The organism is Mycobacterium sp. NGS34 (assembly GCF_059812845.1).
Map to the genome: position 1 here is coordinate 392,387 of NZ_JCALDM010000005.1, position 21,701 is coordinate 414,087.

General features: G+C 67.8%; 19 protein-coding genes and 1 pseudogene. 11 read left to right on the top strand and 9 right to left on the bottom strand.

Going from position 1 to position 21,701, the window contains the following annotated elements; genetic code table 11:
- Positions 1-62 precede the first annotated feature (62 nt).
- The gene (locus AC5Y7V_RS15815) at positions 63-788 is read left to right on the top strand and encodes a hypothetical protein (protein WP_499880965.1); all 726 of its coding nucleotides are present in this window, start codon (positions 63-65) and stop codon (positions 786-788) included.
- Here the strand turns inward: AC5Y7V_RS15815 and AC5Y7V_RS15820 are convergent.
- On the bottom strand, positions 772-1,614 hold the full coding sequence (locus AC5Y7V_RS15820) for a ribonuclease Z (RefSeq protein ID WP_499880966.1): 843 nt from the start codon (positions 1,612-1,614) through the stop codon (positions 772-774). The two genes, AC5Y7V_RS15815 and AC5Y7V_RS15820, sit on opposite strands and share 17 nt — an antisense overlap.
- Before the next feature lie 174 nt (positions 1,615-1,788).
- Here AC5Y7V_RS15820 and AC5Y7V_RS15825 point away from each other — a divergent pair, with 174 nt between their 5' ends.
- Positions 1,789-2,217 (top strand): CBS domain-containing protein, encoded by a 429-nt coding sequence (locus AC5Y7V_RS15825; RefSeq protein WP_499881037.1) that lies wholly within the window; start codon positions 1,789-1,791, stop codon positions 2,215-2,217.
- A gap of 123 nt (positions 2,218-2,340) precedes the next feature.
- Here AC5Y7V_RS15825 and AC5Y7V_RS15830 read toward each other — a convergent pair whose 3' ends face one another.
- Positions 2,341-2,919, bottom strand: coding sequence for a type II toxin-antitoxin system PemK/MazF family toxin (locus AC5Y7V_RS15830; RefSeq protein ID WP_499880967.1), 579 nt, complete (start codon positions 2,917-2,919; stop codon positions 2,341-2,343).
- On the opposite strand from AC5Y7V_RS15830, the pseudogene lepA reads away from it, so the two are divergent.
- The 3 genes and pseudogenes from lepA (at position 2,901) to AC5Y7V_RS15845 (ending at position 6,590) form a co-directional block, all read left to right on the top strand.
- A pseudogene (lepA, locus tag AC5Y7V_RS15835) lies at positions 2,901-4,896 on the top strand (translation elongation factor 4). The gene AC5Y7V_RS15830 and the pseudogene lepA sit on opposite strands and share 19 nt — an antisense overlap.
- Positions 4,897-4,898: 2 nt before the next feature.
- Positions 4,899-5,666: a sensor domain-containing protein gene (locus AC5Y7V_RS15840; protein WP_499880968.1), complete on the top strand. Its 768-nt coding sequence runs from the start codon at positions 4,899-4,901 to the stop codon at positions 5,664-5,666.
- Between the two features lie 189 nt (positions 5,667-5,855).
- A complete protein-coding gene (locus tag AC5Y7V_RS15845; protein WP_499880969.1) occupies positions 5,856-6,590 on the top strand; it encodes a sensor domain-containing protein in 735 nt (244 codons plus the stop codon).
- A 6-nt stretch (positions 6,591-6,596) separates the two neighbouring features.
- Here the strand turns inward: AC5Y7V_RS15845 and AC5Y7V_RS15850 are convergent, their stop codons facing one another.
- A complete protein-coding gene (locus AC5Y7V_RS15850) occupies positions 6,597-8,648 on the bottom strand; it encodes a glycoside hydrolase family 15 protein (RefSeq protein ID WP_499881038.1) in 2,052 nt (683 codons plus the stop codon).
- Between the two features lie 83 nt (positions 8,649-8,731).
- Between AC5Y7V_RS15850 and AC5Y7V_RS15855 the strand changes: the two genes are divergently transcribed.
- From AC5Y7V_RS15855 to AC5Y7V_RS15875, 5 genes are all read left to right on the top strand, one after another.
- The gene (locus AC5Y7V_RS15855; RefSeq protein ID WP_499881039.1) at positions 8,732-8,926 is read left to right on the top strand and encodes a hypothetical protein; all 195 of its coding nucleotides are present in this window, start codon (positions 8,732-8,734) and stop codon (positions 8,924-8,926) included.
- A gap of 310 nt (positions 8,927-9,236) precedes the next feature.
- Positions 9,237-10,274 (top strand): sulfate ABC transporter substrate-binding protein, encoded by a 1,038-nt coding sequence (locus AC5Y7V_RS15860; protein WP_499880970.1) that lies wholly within the window; start codon positions 9,237-9,239, stop codon positions 10,272-10,274.
- Complete coding sequence (cysT, locus tag AC5Y7V_RS15865) at positions 10,271-11,110, top strand: sulfate ABC transporter permease subunit CysT (RefSeq protein WP_499880971.1); 840 nt, start codon at positions 10,271-10,273, stop codon at positions 11,108-11,110. The genes AC5Y7V_RS15860 and cysT overlap by 4 nt, the downstream gene beginning before the upstream one ends.
- Positions 11,110-11,931, top strand: coding sequence for a sulfate ABC transporter permease subunit CysW (cysW, locus tag AC5Y7V_RS15870; protein WP_499880972.1), 822 nt, complete (start codon positions 11,110-11,112; stop codon positions 11,929-11,931). The genes cysT and cysW overlap by 1 nt, the downstream gene beginning before the upstream one ends.
- 15 nt (positions 11,932-11,946) lie before the next feature.
- On the top strand, positions 11,947-13,035 hold the full coding sequence (locus AC5Y7V_RS15875) for a sulfate/molybdate ABC transporter ATP-binding protein (RefSeq protein ID WP_499880973.1): 1,089 nt from the start codon (positions 11,947-11,949) through the stop codon (positions 13,033-13,035).
- 17 nt (positions 13,036-13,052) lie between these two features.
- Here the strand turns inward: AC5Y7V_RS15875 and AC5Y7V_RS15880 are convergent, their stop codons facing one another.
- From AC5Y7V_RS15880 to AC5Y7V_RS15900, 5 genes are all read right to left on the bottom strand, one after another.
- A complete protein-coding gene (locus AC5Y7V_RS15880) occupies positions 13,053-15,062 on the bottom strand; it encodes a gamma-glutamyltransferase family protein (protein WP_499880974.1) in 2,010 nt (669 codons plus the stop codon).
- Positions 15,022-15,756 (bottom strand): sirohydrochlorin chelatase, encoded by a 735-nt coding sequence (locus AC5Y7V_RS15885; RefSeq protein ID WP_499880975.1) that lies wholly within the window; start codon positions 15,754-15,756, stop codon positions 15,022-15,024. The genes AC5Y7V_RS15880 and AC5Y7V_RS15885 overlap by 41 nt, the downstream gene beginning before the upstream one ends.
- On the bottom strand, positions 15,735-16,478 hold the full coding sequence (locus AC5Y7V_RS15890; RefSeq protein WP_499880976.1) for a phosphoadenylyl-sulfate reductase: 744 nt from the start codon (positions 16,476-16,478) through the stop codon (positions 15,735-15,737). The genes AC5Y7V_RS15885 and AC5Y7V_RS15890 overlap by 22 nt, the downstream gene beginning before the upstream one ends.
- On the bottom strand, positions 16,475-18,142 hold the full coding sequence (locus tag AC5Y7V_RS15895) for a nitrite/sulfite reductase (RefSeq protein WP_499880977.1): 1,668 nt from the start codon (positions 18,140-18,142) through the stop codon (positions 16,475-16,477). Before AC5Y7V_RS15895 ends, AC5Y7V_RS15890 begins: the two co-directional genes overlap by 4 nt.
- A 109-nt stretch (positions 18,143-18,251) precedes the next feature.
- Positions 18,252-18,389 (bottom strand): Ms4527A family Cys-rich leader peptide, encoded by a 138-nt coding sequence (locus tag AC5Y7V_RS15900; protein WP_499880978.1) that lies wholly within the window; start codon positions 18,387-18,389, stop codon positions 18,252-18,254.
- Positions 18,390-18,568: 179 nt separating this feature from the next.
- Here AC5Y7V_RS15900 and hemW point away from each other — a divergent pair, with 179 nt between their 5' ends.
- Positions 18,569-19,741 carry a radical SAM family heme chaperone HemW gene (gene hemW, locus AC5Y7V_RS15905; protein WP_499880979.1) on the top strand — a complete coding sequence of 391 codons (1,173 nt, stop codon included), beginning with the start codon at positions 18,569-18,571 and terminating at the stop codon, positions 19,739-19,741.
- Between the two features lie 14 nt (positions 19,742-19,755).
- On the opposite strand, the gene AC5Y7V_RS15910 is transcribed toward hemW, so the two are convergent.
- Positions 19,756-21,600 carry a SulP family inorganic anion transporter gene (locus AC5Y7V_RS15910; RefSeq protein WP_499880980.1) on the bottom strand — a complete coding sequence of 615 codons (1,845 nt, stop codon included), beginning with the start codon at positions 21,598-21,600 and terminating at the stop codon, positions 19,756-19,758.
- Between the last annotated feature and the right edge of the window lie 101 nt (positions 21,601-21,701).

The following is a 21,701-nucleotide window of genomic DNA, read 5'->3' on the forward strand; positions in this document are numbered from 1 at the left end:
ATTCTTAATGTGAATCATTCACGGGCTTGTGGACTAGCTGAACCCGGCATATCGTTCATCGCATGAACGATTCACGAGCAGATGGAAATCGGCCGGTCGCCGGCCGCCGGCGGCAGGGCGGACCACCGCTGGCGTTGCTTGCCGTCGTGAGTGTCGGATTGCTGTTCGGCGGCCTCGCGATCGGGGTCGCGCTAGGCGGGGTGATGCCGTTGCCCTACGGCCCAGCGGCCCCGGTCATCGCGTACATCCGAGCCCAGCCGGTCGCGGTGCAAGTCATGGCCACGGCCGCGTTCGGATCGTCTGTGCCGCTGGCGATCTACGCGGCAACGGCGAGCGCCCGGTTGCGGCAACTCGGGGTCACCGCCCCCGGTGCGACGATCGCCCTCGCCGGCGGGACGCTGGCCGCGGGTGCCCTGGGCCTGACCGGGTTGCTCGGCTGGACGCTGTCACGGCCGGACGTCAGCGCCGACGCCGCGCTGGTCCGCGCCGTCTACTTCCTGGTGTTCCTGGTCGGCGGCCCGGGCCACATCGTGGCGCTGGGGCTGCTGGTGGCGGGCATGGCGGTGCCCAGCCTCGTCTTGGGATTGACGCCGCGCCCGCTGGCCTGGGCCGGCCTGGCGATCGCGGCCCTGGCCGAAGCGGCGGCGTTGGTCTTGGTCTGGCCGCCGCTCGCGGTGATCCTGCCGATCGCGCGGGTCTCGGCGCTGGCGTGGCTGGTGGTCGCAGGCGCGCTATTGCCGTTGCACCGCAGCGATATTCGTCGAACGGTGGCTACGGCCGCGGGTTGACCTCGACCCGATGCAGGTCGTCGCCGAGTTCGATGCGCCCGCCGAATTTGGTGGCGGCCAGCGCGCGCCACTGTTCCTCCTGCCCGGGCACCGGCGCCGGCACGTAGTGCGTCATCACCAGGGTGCCCACGCCCGCGCGCTCGGCGGTCGTCGCCGCCTCCTCCACCGAGGAGTGGTAATCGCAGATGTCTTGTATCCGCTGTTGCGGGATGTTGACGACGATGTCCTTGCGGATCACGGTGTGCACCAATGCGTCTGCGCCGCTTGCCAGTTCGTCCAGGCCCGCGCACGGGACCGTGTCTCCGGCCAGCACCACCGACGTGCCGCCGGATTCGATGCGGAAGCCGATGGTCGGCGCCACCGGCCGGTGGTCGGTCGGCGCGACCCGGATCGACACCCCGTCGCGGTCGAACACCGGGCCCTCGGTGCATTCGTGCACCTCGACCGCCGGCGGCGCGTTCAGGTCGGCGTGATGCGCGATCCGGTAACCGATGTCGTGGCCGAACGCCTTGAGCGTCGCCGCCACGGTCTCGGCGGTGCCGGGCGGCCCGATAATCGGCAGCGGCGCGGGATCGGGCGCAAAGGTGGTGATCCAACGGGTGATCAGGAGGTCGCCGAGCTCGCCGATGTGGTCGCTGTGCAGGTGGGTGAGCAGCAGCGCGGACAACCCGGCGGCGCCCACGCCGACGGCGGCCGCGCGCTGCAGCACCCCACGCCCGCAATCCACCAGGAACACCTGCCCGCCGGCCCGCACCAGGGTCGACGGCCCGGCGCGGTTCGGGTCGGGGATGGGGCTTCCGGTGCCCAGCAGGGTGATCTCGATCATGGCCCCATCCTCGCAAGCCGCACAGGGCGGCAGGCGCATTTGACCGATGCGAGTTTGGGCCGGGAATCGGAGGGTATGGGAGCCCGCGGTTGCCGCTTTTCGTGTTGGCTTTCCCGCCGGGCGAGTTAGCCGTAGCCTGATGTGAAGCGGATCACAACCGGGCTGGAGGCCTTGATGCGGATTGCGGATGTCTTGCGGAACAAGGGCGCGGCGGTGGTGACGATCAACCCCGACGCGACCGTCAAGGAGCTGCTCGCCGGCCTCGCCGACCAAAACATCGGCGCCATGGTGGTGGTCGGCGACGAGGGCGTCGTCGGCATCGTCTCGGAGCGCGACGTCGTTCGCCAACTGCACACCCACGGCGCCAGCGTGCTATCGCGGCCCGTCTCGAAAATCATGACCGCCAACGTCGCCAGCTGCACGAAATCCGACACGGTCGATTCGTTGAGCGTGCTGATGACCAAGAACCGGGTGCGCCACGTGCCGGTGCTGGACGGCAAGAAGCTGATCGGCATCGTCAGCATCGGTGACGTCGTGAAGACCCGCATGGAGGAACTCGAGGCCGAGCAGCAGCAGCTGCAGTCCTACATCACGCAGGGCTGACTGCCCGGCTCCTCAGCCGGCCGCGTTGCGGCCCGCATCGTCGCCGGGCGGGGCTGACTGCCCGGCTCCTCAGCCGGCCGCGTTGCGGCCCGCATCGTCGCCGGGCGGGGCTGACGGCCCGGCCTAGCTCCAGGCGTAGTCCGCCCGTAGCCGGGCGGCGATGACGTCGAAGATCTCGCGATCCAGGATCGCGCCCTCGCGGCGAATGCCCTCCTCGGGCACGTCGAGCACCCGGTCCAGGCGGACCCAGCTTTCCCGGCCCTCGTAATCCCAGGCGCCGGCCCCGATCCCGACCCAGTCGCGGTCACCGGCGTGCCGCTCCTGGCTGGAGACCATCAGCCCCAGCAGGACGCGGCGGTCGCGGCCGACGACCAGCACCGGCCGGTCCTTGCCGCGGGTGGGGTCGTCCTCGTAGACCACCCACGTCCACACGATCTCGCCGGGATCGGCGCGGCCATCGAGGTTCGGGGCGTACACGAGCTTTCGCGCCCGGTGGGCGGTGGGAAAGCTGGTGCGGGTCACCGGCCGCCCCGCCGCGATCTCGGCCGGTGACTGTGGTGCGGCCGCGGCGATGACGGTCGCGGTGAGCTTCACGGCGTGCTGCAGCTCCCGCGCGACGACCTGGGCGGTCTGCGCATAGATCACCGCGTTGCGGGCGAACCGCTGGATGGTCCTCCACTGGGATTTGCGGGGAGACGCCATATTCGCAGCATAGACGCGGGCGGACGGCCGCGAATGTGTCCAACTAGGTCCCGGCCGCCCCGCACGGATACCCTGGACACACCGCTCAAGCGGTCTCAAGCGGGCCCAGACCAGGAGATTCCCATCAGCAGTTTCGCCGACAAGACCTTCACCCCGCCGGCGCAGATTCGGAATTTCTGCATCATCGCTCACATCGACCACGGCAAGTCGACGCTGGCGGACCGGATGCTTCAGCTCACCGGCGTCGTCGACGAGCGGTCGATGCGCGCCCAGTACCTCGACCGGATGGACATCGAGCGGGAGCGCGGCATCACCATCAAGGCGCAGAACGTGCGGCTGCCCTGGCAGGTCGGGGACCAAGATTACGTCCTGCACCTGATCGACACCCCGGGCCACGTCGACTTCACCTACGAGGTGTCGCGCGCGCTGGAGGCCTGCGAGGGGGCGGTCCTGCTGGTGGACGCCGCCCAGGGCATCGAGGCCCAGACGCTGGCGAACCTGTACCTGGCGCTGGACCGCGACCTGCACATCATCCCGGTGCTCAACAAGATCGACCTGCCGGCCGCCGACCCCGACCGCTACGCCGGCGAGATCGCCCACATCATCGGCTGCGAGCCCGCAGACGTGCTGCGGGTGTCGGGCAAGACCGGGGAGGGCGTCGCCGACCTGCTCGATCACGTCGTGCGTGAGGTCCCGCCGCCGCAGGGCGACGCCGACGCGCCCACCCGGGCCATGATCTTCGACTCCGTCTACGACATCTACCGCGGCGTGGTGACGTACGTGCGGGTGGTGGACGGCAAGATCACCCCGCGGGAGCGCATCGCGATGATGTCCACCGGCGCCACCCACGAACTGCTCGAGGTCGGCATCGTCTCGCCCGAGCCCAAGCCCAGCGAGGGCCTGGGGGTGGGGGAGGTGGGCTATCTCATCACCGGGGTGAAGGACGTCCGGCAGTCCAAGGTCGGCGACACGGTGACGACGGCGCGGCACGGCGCCACCGAGGCGCTGACGGGCTACCGCGAACCCAAGCCGATGGTCTACTCGGGGCTGTATCCCGTCGACGGCTCGGACTACCCGGATCTGCGCGACGCCCTGGACCGGTTGCAGCTCAACGACGCCGCGCTGACCTACGAGCCGGAGACGTCGGTGGCGCTCGGGTTCGGTTTCCGCTGCGGCTTCCTGGGCCTGCTGCACATGGAGATCACCCGCGAGCGCCTGGAGCGCGAATTCGACCTGGACCTGATCTCGACGTCGCCGAACGTCGTCTACCGCGTGGTCAAAGAGGACCGGGGCGACGAGGTCGCTGAAATCCGGGTGACCAACCCGTCGGACTGGCCGGAGGGCAAGATCCGCATCGTCTACGAACCCGTCGTGAAGACCACCATCATCGCGCCCAGCGAGTTCATCGGCACCATCATGGAGCTGTGCCAGTCGCGGCGCGGCGAGCTGGGCGGCATGGATTACCTGTCGCCCGAGCGGGTGGAACTGCGTTACACCATGCCGCTCGGCGAGATCATCTTCGACTTCTTCGATTCCCTGAAGTCGCGCACCCGCGGCTACGCCAGCCTCGACTACGAGGAGGCGGGCGAGCAGGAGGCCGAACTGGTCAAGGTCGACATCCTGCTGCAGGGCGAGGCCGTCGACGCGTTCAGCGCGATCGTGCACAAGGATTCGGCGTACGCATACGGCAACAAGATGACCACCAAGCTCAAGGAGCTGATCCCGCGCCAGCAGTTCGAGGTGCCGGTGCAGGCGGCGATCGGGTCGAAAATCATTGCCCGCGAGAATATCCGGGCGATCCGCAAGGACGTGCTGTCCAAGTGCTACGGCGGTGACATCACCCGCAAGCGCAAACTTCTGGAGAAGCAGAAGGAAGGCAAGAAGCGGATGAAGACGATCGGCCGGGTCGAGGTGCCGCAGGAGGCGTTCGTCGCCGCGCTGTCCACCGACGCCGCCGGGGACAAGGGTAAGAAGTAGCCGTGCGAATAGTTGGGCCCGCGACGGCCTTGATGTTGGTCGCCGCGTTGGCGGCGGGCTGCGGCGGGGTCGTGGATGGCACGGCCAAGCCGGCGCCGAATCTGAAGCCGCGACCGCTTTCCGGCGACACCGTCAGGCGAGTGTTGCTCGACGGTGACGCCTTGTCCCGGATGCTCAACCAGCCCTTCGCCACCCGCAAGCCGGTCGAGTTCGGCGGTCCCGACGCGCTGAGCCAGAAGGACGAATCGGTGTCGCCGGCCAATTGCCTCGGCGTCACGGCGATGCTGCAGAAAAGCGTCTACCAATCCGCGGACGTCAAAGACGTTGCGTCGCAGTCGTGGTGGAACAACGGCGATCCGGCGCAAGTGATCAGCGTCATCGAGGGTGTGGTCGCCCTACCTTCTGCCGCGCAAGCCCAGGCCCTGTTCGCGCAGTTCTCCCAGCAGTGGCAGCAGTGCAACGGCACCACGACGACGGAGCAGAACGGCCCCATCAGCACCACGATCGTCATCAGCGACGTTCGCGTGCCGGATGCCTCCAAAACCATTGTCGCGGCGACCAACACCGCGACGTCGGTGCTGCCCAACATGCCACCGCTGCGGCCCACGCCGCAGGCGCGAGCCATCGGGGTGCGGCTGAACTGCCTCGTCGAGGTGGAGGTAGTCTTCTTCGGCGACCGACGCCCGTCGGACCCGGGATCGGGCAACCTGGACACCAGCGGCATCGACGTCGCGCGCGCGATGATGGACAAGGTCAGCGCCCTGAGCTGACGCGGCGCCTTACCGCGGCCTGAGACGTTGCTGCCTTGCCGCTGAGGCTTCGGTGTGTCCTACTGCGGCCCGGACCTTTCAAAAGTAAACTTTCGGTGAACTAAAAGGAGCCGAAAGATGAATGACGCGCGTATGAGAGGTAAATCACAGCGACGATGTCCCACGCGCCTGGCACGGCACTGGTGCAGCGTGGCCGCGCTGCTTGTCGTGATGTCGACAGCCGGCTGCGCCACGGTTGTCGACGGCACGGCTCGGCCGGCGCCGGGCATGGCTCCGCGATCGCTGACCGGGCAAACCATCAAACAGGTGCTACTCGGTCACCGGGCGCTGTCGCGAATCCTCAACCAGTCCTTCAGGATTGACCCCCACTTCCGGCCGCGGTTCGGCGGACCCGACGCGTTGCTGGACGACGGATGGCTCTCGCCCGGCGACTGCCTGGGCGTCGCGTCCATGCTGCAGCGAGCCGTCTATCAATCCAGCAAGGTGCGCCACGTCGCGGTGCAAACCTGGCGGCACGCGCCCAAGTCCGTTGAGGTGACCAGCGTGCAGGAGGGCGTGGTCAGCTTGCCGGGCCCCGCGGAGGCCCAGGCGCTGTTCGACAAATTCGCCCGGCAGTGGCAGCAATGCGATGGCACGACGATGCCCTTGTCCGGCACGGTTTTCCGGCTCAAGGCCACGATCGCCAGCGTTCAGACCGCGGATTCGGTTGTGGCGGCCGACATTTCGATGGGGTTTGCCTCGCGCAGCACGGATTCGGCGTCGCTCCCGTCGGGTCGTGCGCTTGGCGTCCGTGGCAATTGCCTGGTCGAGGTCGAGGTCGCCTTCTTCGGTAACACGGAGCCGTCGGACCGCGGCGCCGATCCCCGGGCCCGTGCCGTCGACATCGCGCACGCCATCCTCGACAAGGTCGGCGCGCTGAGCTGAGGCGTTCTAGACCGGCGCGTTGGCCGGCTGGAACGTCCCCGAACCGTCGGCCTCCTCCTCGGCCCGGATGACGTGGACGACGGCGTTGATGAGGGCCAGGTGGGTGAACGCCTGCGGGAAGTTGCCCAGGTGCCGCCCGGTGCGCGGCTCGATCTCCTCGGCATAGAGGTGCAGCGGGCTGGCGTAGGACAGCAGCCGCTCGCACAGCCGCTTGGCGCGGTTCACCTCGCCGATCTCGACCAGCGCGGACACCAACCAGAACGAGCAGATCGTGAACGTGCCCTCCTCGCCGGACAGCCCGTCGTCGGTCTGCTCGACCCGGTAGCGCAGCACCAGGCCTTCCTCGGTGAGTTCGTTGGCGATCGCCAGGACGGTGTTGCGCACGCGCGGGTCGTCCGGCGGCAGGAACCGGGTCAGCACCACCAGCAGCAGCGAGGCGTCCAGCGCGTCGCTGCCGTAGCGCTGGGTGAACACGCCGCGGGAGTCCACCCCGTGCTCGAGGATGTCGTTCTTGATCTCCTCGGCGATGGCCCGCCACTGCTGCGCGTAGCTCTTCTCGCCCTGCCGCTCGGCGAGCTTGGACCCGCGGTCGAGCGCCACCCAGCACATCACCTTCGACGACGTGAAGTGTTGCGGCTCCCCGCGCACCTCCCAGATCCCGCGGTCGGGCTCGCGCCAGTGCTTGATCGCCTCTTCCACCTGCTTCTTCAGCACCGGCCACAGGGTCTCCGGGATCTGCTCACGCGACTTGGCGTGCAGGTAGAACGAGTCCAGGATCGAGCCCCAGATGTCGTGCTGAACCTGGTCGTAGGCGCCGTTGCCGATCCGCACCGGCCGGGCGTGGTCGTAGCCGGAGAGATGGTGCAGCTCCTCTTCGACCAGGCTGCGCTCGCCGCCGACGCCGTACATCACCTGCAGCGGGTGGCGCTCGTTGCTGTTGGCGCCGGACACGTCGGCGATGAAGGCGAAGAAGTCGTCGGCCTCGCGGTCGAGGCCCAGGGTGTAGAGGCCCCACAGCGCGAACGTCGAGTCGCGGACCCAGGCGTAGCGGTAGTCCCAGTTGCGCTCGCCGTGCGGCGTCTCGGGCAGCGACGTGGTGCTGGCGGCCAGCAGTGCGCCGGTCGGCGAGTACGTCAGGCCCTTCAGCGTGAGCGCGCTGCGCTGCAGGTAGGCGCGCCACGGGTGGTCGGGGAAGTTGCCGATGTTTATCCACTGCCGCCAGCACTCGGTGGTCTGCCACATCTTGTCGGCGGCCTCTTCGTAGGTCTGCGGCGCCGGGTGCTTCGTCCAGCTCAGCGCGACGAACACGTCGTCGCCCTCTTTCATCCGGGTCCGCGCCCGCGCCTCGCGGCCCTCCAGCCCGATGCGCAGGTTGGTGGTCAGCCGCAGCGTCGGGTGCGCGTCGGGCTGTTTGCTGGCGCGCGCGATGGCCTCGCCGTAGGCGTTGGCCGAGTACTCCCAGGTGACGCCGACACGGTGGTAGTCGAAGGCCGGCTCGCAGCTCATCATCAGCTCGACCGTGCCGCTGACGCAGCGAACCGTGCGCAGCAGGATGTGCTCGGCGTCCCAGTCCATCGGGGTGCGGCGATGGGTTCGCGAGCGGCGCTCGATGTCGTGCCACGGGCCCATCACCAGCGCGTCGCGCACGATCAGCCACCCGGTGTGGGTCTGCCAGGTGGTCTCCATGATCAGGCTGCCCGGCAGGTAGCGGCGCGCCGACGGCACCGAGACGCCGTAGGGGCCGAGCCGGAAGTGGCCGGCGCTACGGTCCAGGATCGCGCCGAACACGCTCGGGGAGTCGGGTCGGGGCACGCACAGCCATTCGACCGACCCGGCGGGGGAGATCAGGCACGTCGTCTCCCAGTCGGAGAGGAACGAGTAGTCGGCGATCGGCGGAAACGGGTTCCGCAGCGACGTGCTGGGCGCGAGCGGCGCGGGCGCGCTGAAATCGATCGGCGAAGCCAGCGCCGTTTCGGGAGGCGCCTCGAACGCTTCCAGGCGTGCCTCCGCGGGAGCACCGTCGGCCGGCTGGTCGGCGGGTTGGGCGTGCAGGACCATGCCGACATCATCGACTGTCAACCTGCCCGGCGTCCAATGTTTCCATTAGGTGTCGGGGTGCCGTGGCGAATAGTGTGAGCCGGGTGGGCGGGTTCCTGAATTGGTGGGACGGCAACGAGCTGTGGCTCTCGGGCCTCGCGTTTGTGCTGCAAGCCATGATCGTGATGCCCGTCGTTTTGGCGGTGGCCTACGTCACGGCCGGCCTGCTGGACCGCCTGCTCGGCAGGGGCATCAAGTTGATGCGCCGCGTTCGGCACGCCGATGGGGCGCCCGGGTAACGCGCATGCCTCGGTCGCACGTGACGTTGATTCTGGTCACGCTGGTGGTGCTGGTGATCGTCACATGGCTAGCGACGCACTGATGCGCAAGCCGGCGCGCGGTGGCGGCCCGGCGAATTCCTGTTAGGCTTCGCGACATGCACATGGCAACCGGCGTCGTCGAATGCGCCGTCTTTGTGCACTGTTGTCGCTGACTTCCCACCCGTGCGCGGTTTGGTAGGAGTCGTCGACTCTCCTGAAGTCGTATCGCCTTTCCGCTACAACGGGATCCCGAAAGTTGTCCCGCTTGAACAGCAATGAAAGGCCACCAATGCTCACCGACATCGGCAGCACTGCGCGCTGGCGGCCTGTCGTCTTACTCGCGCTGATCGTCGGTGTCGTCGCCGCGTGCCAGGGCGGCCCCAGCGACGTCGTCGGCGGCAGCGGCCCCAGCAACGCGCACACGAGTCTCACGCTGGTCGCCTATTCCGCCCCAGAACCCGGTTGGAGCAAGGTGATTCCCGCCTTCAACGCCTCCGAGGAGGGCAAGGGCATCCAGGTGATCACCTCCTACGGCGCCTCCGGCGACCAGTCCCGCGGTGTGGCCGAGGGCAAGCCGGCCGATCTCGTCAACTTCTCGGTCGAGCCCGACGTCACCCGGTTGGTGAAGGCGGGCAAGGTCTCCAAGGATTGGAACACCGACGCCACCAAGGGAATCCCCTTTGGGTCGGTGGTCTCGCTGGTGGTGCGCAAGGGAAATCCGAAGAACATCAAGGACTGGGATGACCTGCTGCGGCCCGGCATTGAGGTCATCACGCCGAGCCCGCTGAGTTCGGGGTCGGCCAAGTGGAATCTGCTCGCCCCGTACGCCGTCAAGAGCGAAGGCGGCGCCAACGGTCAGGCCGGCATCGACTTCATCCACAAATTGGTGAGCGAACACGTGAAACTGCGTCCCGGCTCGGGACGGGAAGCCACCGACGTCTTCGTCCAGGGCAGCGGCGACGTGTTGATCAGCTACGAGAACGAGGCCATCGCGACCGAGCGGGCGGGCAAGCCGGTCGAGCACGTCAACCCGCCGCAGACCTTCAAGATCGAGAACCCGCTGGCGGTGGTGACCACCGGCCCGCACCTGGCCGCCGCCGTCGCGTTCAAGAACTTCCAGTACACCGCGGCGGCGCAGAAGGTGTGGGCCCAGGCCGGCTTCCGGCCGGTCGACCCCGCCGTCGCCGCCGACTTCCGCGATCAGTTCCCCGCACCGGCGAAGCTGTGGACGATCGCCCAACTCGGTGGCTGGGGCACGGTGGACCCGCAGCTCTTCGACAAGAACACCGGCAGCATCACCAAGATCTACACGAAGGCCACCGGATGACGGCGACCGTTGCGCCGGACGCCGCCCGGGCCGCCTGGCGGCCCCGCGGAGCAGGCACCACATCGCTTCGGGTCGGCGTGGCGACGCTGTGGCTGTCGGTGATCGTGCTGTTGCCGCTGGCGGCGATCGCGTGGCAGGCCGCCGGCGGCGGCTGGCACGCGTTCTGGCTCGCCGTGACGTCGAACGCCGCGTTGGAATCGTTTCGGGTGACGCTCACCATCTCCGCCGGGGTGACGGCGGTCAACCTGGTCTTCGGGCTGCTGATCGCCTGGATGCTGGTGCGCGACGACTTCTTCGGCAAGCGGCTCGTCGACGCCATCATCGACCTGCCCTTCGCGCTGCCGACCATCGTCGCCAGCCTGGTGATGCTGGCCCTGTACGGGAACAACAGCCCGGTGGGGCTGCACCTGCAGCACACCGCGTGGGGCGTGGCGGTGGCGCTGGCGTTCGTCACACTGCCGTTCGTGGTGCGCGCCGTCCAGCCGGTGCTGCTGGAGATCGATCGCGAGACCGAGGAGGCGGCCGCGTCGCTGGGCGCCAGTGGCCCGAAGATCTTCACCTCGGTCGTGCTGCCGGCACTGACCCCGGCCCTGTTATCCGGTGCGGGCCTGGCGTTCTCGCGGGCGATCGGCGAATTCGGTTCGGTGGTGCTGATCGGCGGCGCGGTGCCGGGCAAGACCGAAGTGTCCTCCCAGTGGATACGCACGCTGATCGAGAACGACGACCGCACCGGCGCCGCCGCGATATCCATTGTGCTGCTGGCCATCTCCTTCGTCGTGCTGTTCCTCCTGCGGCTCGTGGGCGGCCGCGCGGCCAAACGCGAGGAGTTGGGTTGATGACGGCGTCGTCGACGAGGTCTCGCTACCTCATCCGATTCCTCGGGCTCGCATACATTTTCGTGCTGCTCGTCGTTCCCGTGTCGTTGATCCTGTGGCGGACGTTTCGCCCAGGGGTCGGTCAGTTCTTCGACTGGGTGAGCACGCCGGCGGCGGTGTCGGCGCTGAACCTGACGCTGCTGGTGGTGGCCATCGTGGTGCCGCTCAACGTGGTTTTCGGAATTCCGACCGCGCTGGTGCTGGCGCGCAACCGTTTTCGCGGTAAGGGCGTGCTGCAGGCCGTCATCGACCTGCCGTTCGCGGTCTCGCCCGTCATCGTCGGTGTGGCGTTGATCCTGTTATGGGGGGCGGGCGGCGCTTTCGGGTTCGTCGAGAACAACCTCGGCCTCAAGATCATTTTCGGGCTGCCGGGCATCGTGCTGGCCAGCATCTTCGTCACGCTGCCGTTCGTGGTGCGCGAAGTGGAGCCGGTGCTGCACGAGCTGGGAACCGACCAGGAGGAGGCCGCGGCCACCCTGGGTTCGAGTTGGTGGCAGACGTTTTGGCGGATCACGCTGCCGTCCATCCGGTGGGGACTGACCTACGGCATCGTGCTGACCGTCGCGCGCACGCTCGGCGAGTTCGGCGCGGTCATCATCGTGTCGTCCAACCTGCCGGGCAAGTCGCAAACGCTGACGCTGCTGGTCGCGGACCGGTACAACCGCGGCGCCGAATACGGCGCCTACGCGCTGTCGACGCTGCTGATGGGTGTGGCCGTGCTGGTCCTGATTTTCCAGCTGGTTCTCGACGTCCGCCGGGCACGAGCGACCAAGCAAGCCTGACAAGGAGACTCGCAGATGACAGACCACCCGACCGAGCGCCGCGAGCACGCGATCACGGTGCGGGACGCCTATAAGCGTTATGGCGATTTCGTCGCGCTGGATCATGTGGATTTTGTGGTGCCCAAGGGGTCGTTGACGGCGTTGTTGGGTCCGAGTGGGTCGGGTAAGTCGACGTTGTTGCGTGCGATCGCGGGGTTGGATCACCCGGATAGCGGGACGGTGACGATTAATGGGCGTGATGTGACGGGGGTGCCGCCGCAGCGCCGGGGTATCGGGTTTGTGTTTCAGCATTATGCGGCGTTTAAGCATCTGACGGTGCGCGACAACGTGGCTTATGGGTTGAAGATTCGTAAGCGGCCCAAGGCCGAGGTCAAACAGAAGGTGGACAACCTGTTGGAGGTGGTGGGGCTTAGTGGGTTTCAGACTCGCTATCCCAATCAGCTCTCGGGGGGTCAGCGTCAGCGCATGGCGTTGGCGCGGGCGTTGGCGGTTGATCCGCAGGTGTTGTTGCTTGATGAGCCGTTCGGGGCGTTGGATGCCAAGGTGCGGGAGGATTTGCGGGCGTGGTTGCGCCGCCTGCATGACGAGGTGCATGTGACCACGGTGTTGGTGACTCACGATCAGCAGGAGGCGCTGGACGTGGCGGATCGGATCGCGGTGCTCAACAAGGGCCGCATCGAGCAGGTCGGCTCGCCCACCGACGTCTATGACTCCCCGGCGAGTTCGTTCGTGATGTCCTTCCTCGGTGCGGTGTCCGAGCTGAACGGCGCGCTGGTCCGTCCGCATGACATTCGGGTGGGCCGCAAGCCCGACATGGCGGTGGCCACCGCCGATGCCACCGCCGAATCGATCGGGGTGGTGCGCGCGACCGTGGATCGGGTGGTCGCGCTGGGTTTCGAGGTCCGCGTGGAACTGACCAGCGCGGCCACCGGCGGCCCGTTCACCGCCCAGATCACCCGCGGCGACGCCGAAGCACTCGCGCTACGCGACGGCGACACCGTCTACGTGCGCGCCACCCGGGTGCCACCCCTCCCGAGCGACGTGGTTCCCCGTGGCGGAGTCGGCGACACGGACGAGGATCAGAACACGCTGACGTCGGCCTGAGCCACGCGGGACCCGCGTTATCCGTTGTCGCCCATCACCGCACCCTCGCGGCGCGGATCGGCGCCCCCGGTCCACATCGATGAACTCCGGGTGATCGCCGACAACCCGCTGGACTGGTCGGCCAGGTTGACCTGGTGCCCCAGCGCGCGCAGGCCAGTCACCAGCGGGTCATGGGCGCCGTCATCGGAGGTGTTGATCTCGGGGTCCTCGCCGCCGACGTTCGTCTGCGCTGAGTTCTGCGCACCGAAGTCGATCAGCGATACCGCCTGCTGCGGGTTCAGGCCCCAATCAAGCATTGCCACAAGCGTTTTCACGACGAACTGGATGATCGTCGAACCGCCGGGCGATCCCGTCACCGCGTACAGCGCGCCGCGCCCCGCCGGCGAGGAATCGAACACCAGCGTCGGCGCCATCGAGCTTCGCGGCCGTTTGCCGGGCTGCACGCGGTTGGCGGCCGGCGATCCGTCGGCCGCACGGGGGTCGGCCGCGAAATCGGTGAGCTGGTTGTTCAGCACGAACCCGTCGACCATGTGGAACGAACCGAACGCCGCCTCGACGGTCGTCGTGAACGCGGCCGCGTTGCCGTAGGAGTCGATGACGCTGACGTGGCTGGTGCCGTGCTCGGTCCCGGGCGGTGCGACGTCGGTGGGCACACCGAAGTCTCCCGGTTTGGCGGTTCCCATGCTGCGCTGCGGTGAAATCAGGGCGGCGCGTCCGGCCAGATAGCCCGGGTCGATCAGCGCGCTGAGGGAACCGCCGGGCATGCCGACGAAATCGGGGTCCGCGACGTACTTGTCGCGGTCGGCGTAGGCCAGCCGCTCGGCTTCGGACACGAGGTGGACGCCCAGCACGCTGGGGCGACCGCCGTTGAGGTCGACGTCGGTGGGCGGGTATTGGCCCATCGGAAAATGCTCGAGGATTCCCAGCGTGGCGGCCACCGCGACGCCGCCCGACGACGGCGCCGGCATGCCGCAGACCTGCCGGCCGCGATACGTCACGCACAGCGGGTCGCGCCGCTTGGCGACGTAGCCCGCCAGGTCCTCCTCGGTGATCAGGCTCGGCGTGCGGCCGTCCGAGGTGTCGCGCGCCGCCGCGACGATGTCGTGGGCGATGTCGCCGGTGTAGAAGGCGTTGGCGCCCGCGGAGGCGATGGCGGACAGGGTTTTTGAGTACGCCGGGTTCGTCAGCCGCGTTCCCGGGGCCTTGGGGCCGCCGTCCGGGTTGAGGAGGTATCCGCGCGCCTGCGGGTCGACGCGCAGTGCGGCCGCCGAGTCGGAGATGGCGGCGGCCATCCGGGGGCTGATGTCGAATCCGTTGTCCGCCAACGCCGTCGCGGGGGCGAAGAGATCGCGCCAGGGCAGGTGCCCGTGGTCGTTGTGCACGAGTTCGAGCAGCCGCGGAATGCCCGGGACCCCGATCGATCGTCCGGAGGCTCGCGCGGCGGGCATGGGCGCGGCGTGATCGGCGTCGCTGACCCAGCGCAGGTAGTTCTCGCTTGCCGCCGCGGGGGCCACCTCACGGCCGTCGTAGGCCTGAACGGAACCGGTGCGGGCGTCGTAGTAGAGCGCGAACCCGCCGCCGCCGATCCCCGACGACTGCGGTTCGACCAACCCCAGCACCGCCTGGGCGGCCACCAGCGCGTCGGCGGCCGTGCCGCCGTCGCGCAGCACCCGGCATGCCGCCTGGGTCGACAGCGGGTTGGCCGTGGCCACGGCGTAGTGCGCCGTTCGCACGACGGTCATGTCGCGGCGGTAGCCGGTCGCGTTCTCGGGGTTGGTCGCAATGCCTGCCGAAACCGAAGGCGCCGAGGGCTTTTGGGGAACCGGTGTGCCGTTGGGAACGATCTCGCATGGCCCTGACGCGATGGGCGTCGCCGCGTGCTTGCCGCCGCCACACCCGGCCAGCCCCACCACCAGCGCTGCCAGCAATGCCCCAATCGAGCGGGTGTTCAAGCCACGAAGTTTACGCGGGATCAGTTCGGGCGAATCAGGCGGCGATCCCGTCAGCGCGAGTCCTGCGGGCCGCATCGAAGCGATCCAGCACCGTCTCGGCCACCAACCGGTGCGCGCCCAACGGCTCCGCCAGCTCGATGCCGGCATAGTCGGCGAACCTCCGCACCCGATCCGGCAGCACCCCCGGCGCCAGGAACCACGGGGCGATGACCACCCGCCGGGCGCCCTGCCGCCGCAACCGGCCGGCGGCCTCGGCCAGCGACGGTTGCGGACGGGTCACGAACGCCGTCGTCGCCCCCGCCCAGCCGGTGCCCGCCAGCAGACGGGGTGCCACCTGCCGAGTCCGCGCGTTGGCCATCGGGTCGGACGACCCGATCGCCGCCACGAGCACGCCGACCCGCTCGTCGTGCCGGGAGACGCCCAAGTCCGTAACCCGCTGCCGCAGCAGCGTGATCAGCCGCGGATCCTCGCCCAGCACGTCGGCCTGGGCGGCATCGACACGTGTCTGGGCGATCTGGGCCGGGATGTCTACGCGGGCGTGGTAGGCATCGGCCAGCAGCAACGGGGTGACCACCGCCTCGCCCGACAGGCCGCCGAGCACCTCGGCCAGGCTGGGGGCGTTCAGCTCACAAAAGGCCAGCCGCACGTCCAACTCGGGCCGCATGCGCGCCACCCGATCCGCGACGTCCCGCGCGTTGGCGGCCGAGCGTGGATCCTCGCTGCCGTGCGCGGTGAGCACGAGGGCGGTCACGACGCGTGCAGCCCGCATTCCGTCTTGGCGTGCCCCTGCCAGCGCCCGCTGCGCGGGTCGGCTCCCTCGGCCGGCTTGGCCGTGCAGGGGGCGCAACCGATCGACGGATAGCCGTCGTAGACAAGGGGATTGACCAGCACGTCATGCTCGTCGATGTAGTTCTCCATGTCCTCGTCGGTCCACGTCGCGAGGGGGTTGATCTTCACCAGCTTGTAGCCCTCGTCGAAGCTGATCACCGGGGCGTTGGCCCGGGTCGGCGAGTCGCTGCGGCGCAGCCCGGTCACCCACGCCGAGTAGCCGCGCAGGGCCTTGCCGAGCGGCGCCACTTTCCGCAGCCGGCAGCACTCGCTCGGGTCGCGCGCGAACAGGTCCTTGCCCAGCAACCTGTCCTGCTCGGCCACCGTGTGCTCGGGCGTGACGTTGACCACCCGGATGTCGTAGACGGACTCGATGGCGTCCCGGGTGCCGATGGTCTCCACGAAGTGATAACCGGTGTCCAGGAACATCACCGGCACGCCCGGGCGCACCTTGGCGGCCAGATCGATCAGCACGGCCTCCTGCATGCTGGACGCCACGACGTAGTTACACGTCGCCCAGCCGCGCGGCCCGTTGACACCGCCGAAGTTCTCGTCGGTCCAGCGCAGCAACTCGGTGGCGCTGGCGCCCTCGAGTTCGGCCGCGCCCCGCGCCGCCAACTGGCGCAGTTGGGCTTCCGTCGGAATCGTCAGTTCTCCGTTCAACGCAAATCGCCTTCCTCGGCGCGAACGACCCACTGCGCGAATCGTTCACCGTCGCTTCGGTGCTTGATGAAGTTGCGTACCACCCGCTCGATGTAGTCGCCCAGCTCGTCGCTGGTGACCTTGTGCTGACGCAGTTTTCGGCCGAAACCGCTGTCCAGGCCGAGGCTGCCGCCCAGATGCACCTGGAAGCCCTCGACCGACCCGCCGTGGCCGTCGTCGACCATCTGACCCTTGAACCCGATGTCGGCGACTTGAATCCGCGCGCACGAGTTCGGGCAGCCGTTGATGTTGACCGTGATCGGCACGTCCAGGCGGGAGTTGATGTCTTCGAGGCGACGCTCCAACTCCGGCACCAACGACTGTGCCCGCAGCCGGGTCTCAGCGAAGGACAGCTTGCAGAATTCAATCCCGGTGCACGCCATCAGGTTTCGGCGCCAATGTGAAGGCCGCGACTGCAACCCCAGCGCCTCGAGGCCGGCGACGAAATCATCGAGCTTCTCGTCGGCGATGTCGAGGATGACCAGCTTCTGATACGGGGTGAACCTAATGCGGTCGGATCCGGCCCGCTCGGCCAGGTCGGCCACCGCGGCCAGGATGGTGCCGGACACCCGCCCCGCGATCGGGGCGACCCCGACGGCGTTGAGACCATTCTTGAGCCGCTGCACCCCGACATGGTCGATCGGATGCGCGACCGGCTCGGGCGCCGGCCCATCGATCAGCGGACGCTTGAGGTATTCGGTCTCCAGGACTTCCCGGAACTTTTCTATGCCCCAGTCCTTGATCAGGAACTTCAGCCGCGCCTTGGCACGCAGCCGCCGGTAGCCGTAATCGCGGAACACCGAAGTGACCGCCGCCCAGACCTCGGGCACGTCTTCCAGCGGAACCCAGGCGCCGACCCGCTGACCCAGCATCGGGTTCGTCGACAGGCCGCCGCCGACCCACAGGTCCAGGCCGGGGCCGTGTTCGGGGTGGTTGACGCCGATGAACGCGATGTCGTTGACCTCGTGGACGACGTCCTGCTGGCCCGAGATCGCGGTCTTGTACTTGCGCGGCAGGTCGGCGAAGTCGGGCTTGCCGATGTAGCGGCGCACGATCTCGTCGATCGCCCAGGTGGGGTCGAGTACCTCGTCCAGCGATTCGCCGGCCAGCGGCGAGCCCAGGATCACGCGTGGGCAGTCGCCGCATGCCTCGGCGGTCTGCAGGCCGACCGCGTCGAGCCGCCGCCAGATCTCGGGGACGTTCTCCACTTCGATCCAGTGGTATTGCACGTTCTCCCGGTCGGAGATGTCGGCGGTGTCGCGGGCGAACTCGATCGAGATCTGTCCGAGCGTGCGCAGGGCGGCAGCGGACAGCGCGCCACCGTCGCAGCGCACGCGCATCATGAAGTACCTGGCCTCGAGCTTGTCCATGTTCTCGTCGCCGGTCCAGCTGCCGTCGTAACCCTGCTCACGCTGGGTGTACAGGCCCCACCAGCGCATCCGGCCGCGAAGGTCGTTCTTCTCGATGCTGTCGAAGCCTTCTTTGGCGTAGATGTTCTCGATGCGTTCCCGTACCTCAAGTGGCGGACCGGCCTGCTTGAACTCTTCGTTGGCGTTGAGCGGCTCGCGATTCCCGAGCGCCCACTGGCCCTCGTCGCGAGCCTTCGCGGGACGGGCTGTGGTCATCGGGATCTCCTTCGCGAACATCGCAGGCTTGGACGCGCAGCACACCGCTTTTATTTCGGCTGCGCAGATCCGGCAGCCAGCTGAGTACAGGTGGGGCGGGTCTACGGCATCAAGGCAGACAGCGACAACAACAGCTGCAGACGCGCTTGAGATCAATGTGCCGCCGGGCCACGAGGGCGATTCGCAGGCTGCGATTGGCGACGGTCACGGCAGCCATTGTGCCATGGGTCGCGCCGGGCTTTGTCATCAGGTCATATTTTTTCTCACGCTGACCCAAAGTAGCGAGCGATCCTGGACGTCCGGGCAAACGCAGCCGCGAATCACCTGGGAACGCGTTCCCCGTCGTCGGGCGGCGCTTTACCCCGTGTGGCCTGCAGGGATTCGTCTCGCGCGACGGCGCGGGCCGGCGCCGTGGGAAAATTCGGCATGACCCTTCGCGAGGCCACGGTGGACCTGCCCGCCCTGCGGCCCAACCCCGGGCAGCCGTTCGGGCTGTACGTGCACGTCCCGTTCTGCATAACCCGCTGCGGATATTGCGACTTCAACACCTACACCCCGGCCGAGCTGGGCGGCGTCAACCCCGACGCCTGGCTGGAGGCGCTGGGAACGGAGCTGGGGCTGGCGGCCGAGCGGTTGGGCGGCCCGACCCTGAGCACCGTGTTCGTCGGCGGCGGCACGCCTTCGCTGCTGGGCGGCGCGCGCGTGGCCAAGCTGCTGGGCATGGTGCGGGAGCACTTTGCTCTCGCGCCGGATGCCGAGGTCACCACCGAGGCCAACCCGGAGTCGGCGTGGCCCGACTTCTTCGCGGCCATCCGCGCGGCCGGGTTCACCCGGGTGTCGCTTGGCATGCAATCGGTGTCCCCGCGGGTGCTGGGCGTGCTCGACCGGGTGCACACTCCGAACCGGTCGGCGGCCGCCGCCCGCGAGGCGCTGGCCGAGGGCTTCGAACACGTCAGCCTCGACCTGATCTACGGCACGCCGGGGGAGTCCGACGACGACCTGCTGCGCTCCGTCGACACCGCGATCGACACCGGCGTCGACCACGTGTCCGCCTATGCGCTGGTCGTGGAGGAGGGCACCGCGCTGGCGCGGCGGGTGCGGCGCGGGGAGCTGGCCGCCCCCGACGACGACGTGCTGGCACACCGCTACGAATTGGCCGACGCCCGGCTCTCCGGGGCCGGCCTGTCGTGGTACGAGGTGTCCAACTGGTGCCGCCCGGGCGGTGAATGCCGGCACAATCTCGGTTACTGGGACGGCGGCCAGTGGTGGGGTGCGGGCCCGGGCGCCCACGGCTATGTCGGCGCGACGCGCTGGTGGAATGTCAAGCACCCGAACGCTTATGCCGAGAAGTTGGCGGCCGGTGAACTGCCGGTCTCCGGTTTCGAGCAGTTGGACACCGATGCGTTGCACACCGAGGATGTGCTGCTGAAAACCCGACTGCGCCAAGGGCTTCCGCTGAATCTGTTGACCGCCGCCGAACGCGAACGCGCCGAAACCTCGGTCGCGGACGGGCTGCTGGTATCCGAGGGCGACAGGCTGGTGCTCACCCCGCGCGGCCGCCTGCTGGCCGACGCGGTGGTGCGGACCCTGCTCGGGTAGTACTCAGTCGGCCGTCAATCCGTGGCCTGAGCGACCCTCAACTCTTGTTCGGCTCGATCCATCGCGGCCACCTTCTCGAGATCGATGATGGCGACCTTCTCGATCTCCGTGAGGGCCACCTTTTTGATATCCGCGGAGGAGACCTTCTCGACGGCGGCTATGGCGATCCGCGTGCTCGTCTCGTGTTTGGACAGGGACCGCATGTGGTCCCACCCCTCGATCACCAGCCTCGGACTCTCGTCCTGACCGCTGAACTCGTCCAGGTAATAACGGAGAGACTCACCCGTCGTGTGATCGACAAGAGGCACCTGGGAACTCAAGTGGAGATACACCGTCCGTGTGCCGTTCGGAAGCTGTCCCAGCTCCCGAATCATGTGGAACAGGTTGAAACACACCAGGGGACCATCCAGGTACAGGTGGTACGTGTCTTCATCGACTTCCCGTTTGGACACCGGATTGCGGAAGAGACTGAGGAAACGCACGCCGAAATTCGGCTTGGCGCATTCCGACGCGTTGCTCAGGGTGTGCCAGAGGCCCAGGTACCACAGGTTCAGCACCAACTCCAGGACGATGCCGGTGACGATGCCCACCAGTAGGTCCGTCGCCACGGTCACCAGCACGGTGGTGACGAAGACGACGAACTGCTCCGTCCCGATCCGCGCCATCTTGAGCCACAGCGCGGGCTTACACAGCTTGTAGCCGATGAATACCAGGATGGCCCCCAGGACCGCTTTCGGGACCATGTTGATCACCTCGCGGCCGAGCAGCACGAACGCCAACAGGAAGCAGGCGTTGTAGAAGTTCGCCCATTGGGTCCGGCCGCCGGCCATGATATTCGCCGTGCTCTTGACCATGCCGGGGATGATCGTCAGTCCACCGAGCAGGCTGGAGGCGCCGTTGGACGCGCCCATCGCCAGCAACGTCTTGTCCGGATCGGAGCGGCGGCGATATGGGTCGATATTGTCCACGGCCGCGATCGTCGCCAGGGACTCGGTCGCGTCGATCAAAAGCAGGGTGATAACCAGGTATGCCAAGGGCAACAGCAGTGCGGGAGTGCTGAATGCCTCGGCGAAGTGGGGGAATACGATCCCGTGAAACAGCGAATCGGGCACGTTGATGAGCTTGGATTTGTCGAGTTTCAGGATGAATGTGCTGACCACCGTGCCGCCGACGAACACCCAGACCGGAGCCGGCATGATCTTCAGCAGCCGCCCGGGTAGGGCCGACAGCACAAAGAGCGCCACCAAGCAACCAACTCCGAGGGCGAAGCACTTGCCGCTCATCGACGAGAGATGGCTGGGCACTTCCTCCAGAACCGTCAAGAATTCGTGGGCCTCGAACTTCGCACCCATGAAGTGAGGAATCTGCCTCACGATGATCATCAGGCCGATCGCCGTCAGCATGCCGTGGATGGCCGCGGCCGGGAAGATGGCGCTCAGGCGCGCCACCTTCAACTTGGCAAGAATCACTTGAATCACACCAGCGATAGCGATCGCCACCAGGATCAGGGGGTAACCCACGGCAAGCAAATCGGATGTCGGGGCGCCGTGCCCGAGGCGGGCCTGTCCCAGCGTGATCATGCCGGCGAACAGGGTCGGCGCCAGTCCCGCGGCCGGGCCGCTGATGGTCACGTACGAGCCGCCCAATACCGGCAGGATGAACCCGGCGATGATCGCCGACATGATCCCGCAGACCGGCGGCGCACCCGAGGTGATTGCGATTCCCATCGAGAACGGAAGCGAGATCATCGCCACCGTGAGACCCGAGCGAAGGTCGTAGCGCCAGTGTTTGAGACCGGCCAGGCCGTTGCGGGGCTTTTCGGTCGGAACGGTTGCCGGAACGGATACGGCTTGTAGCACGGTGAGCGCCCTCTCGACAACGGCTCGAACATGTTGTGGGTCGAATTCATATGGAACTCATGTAGTTTCCACCCCACCGAATCCGCGGAGCCCTCAGTTAA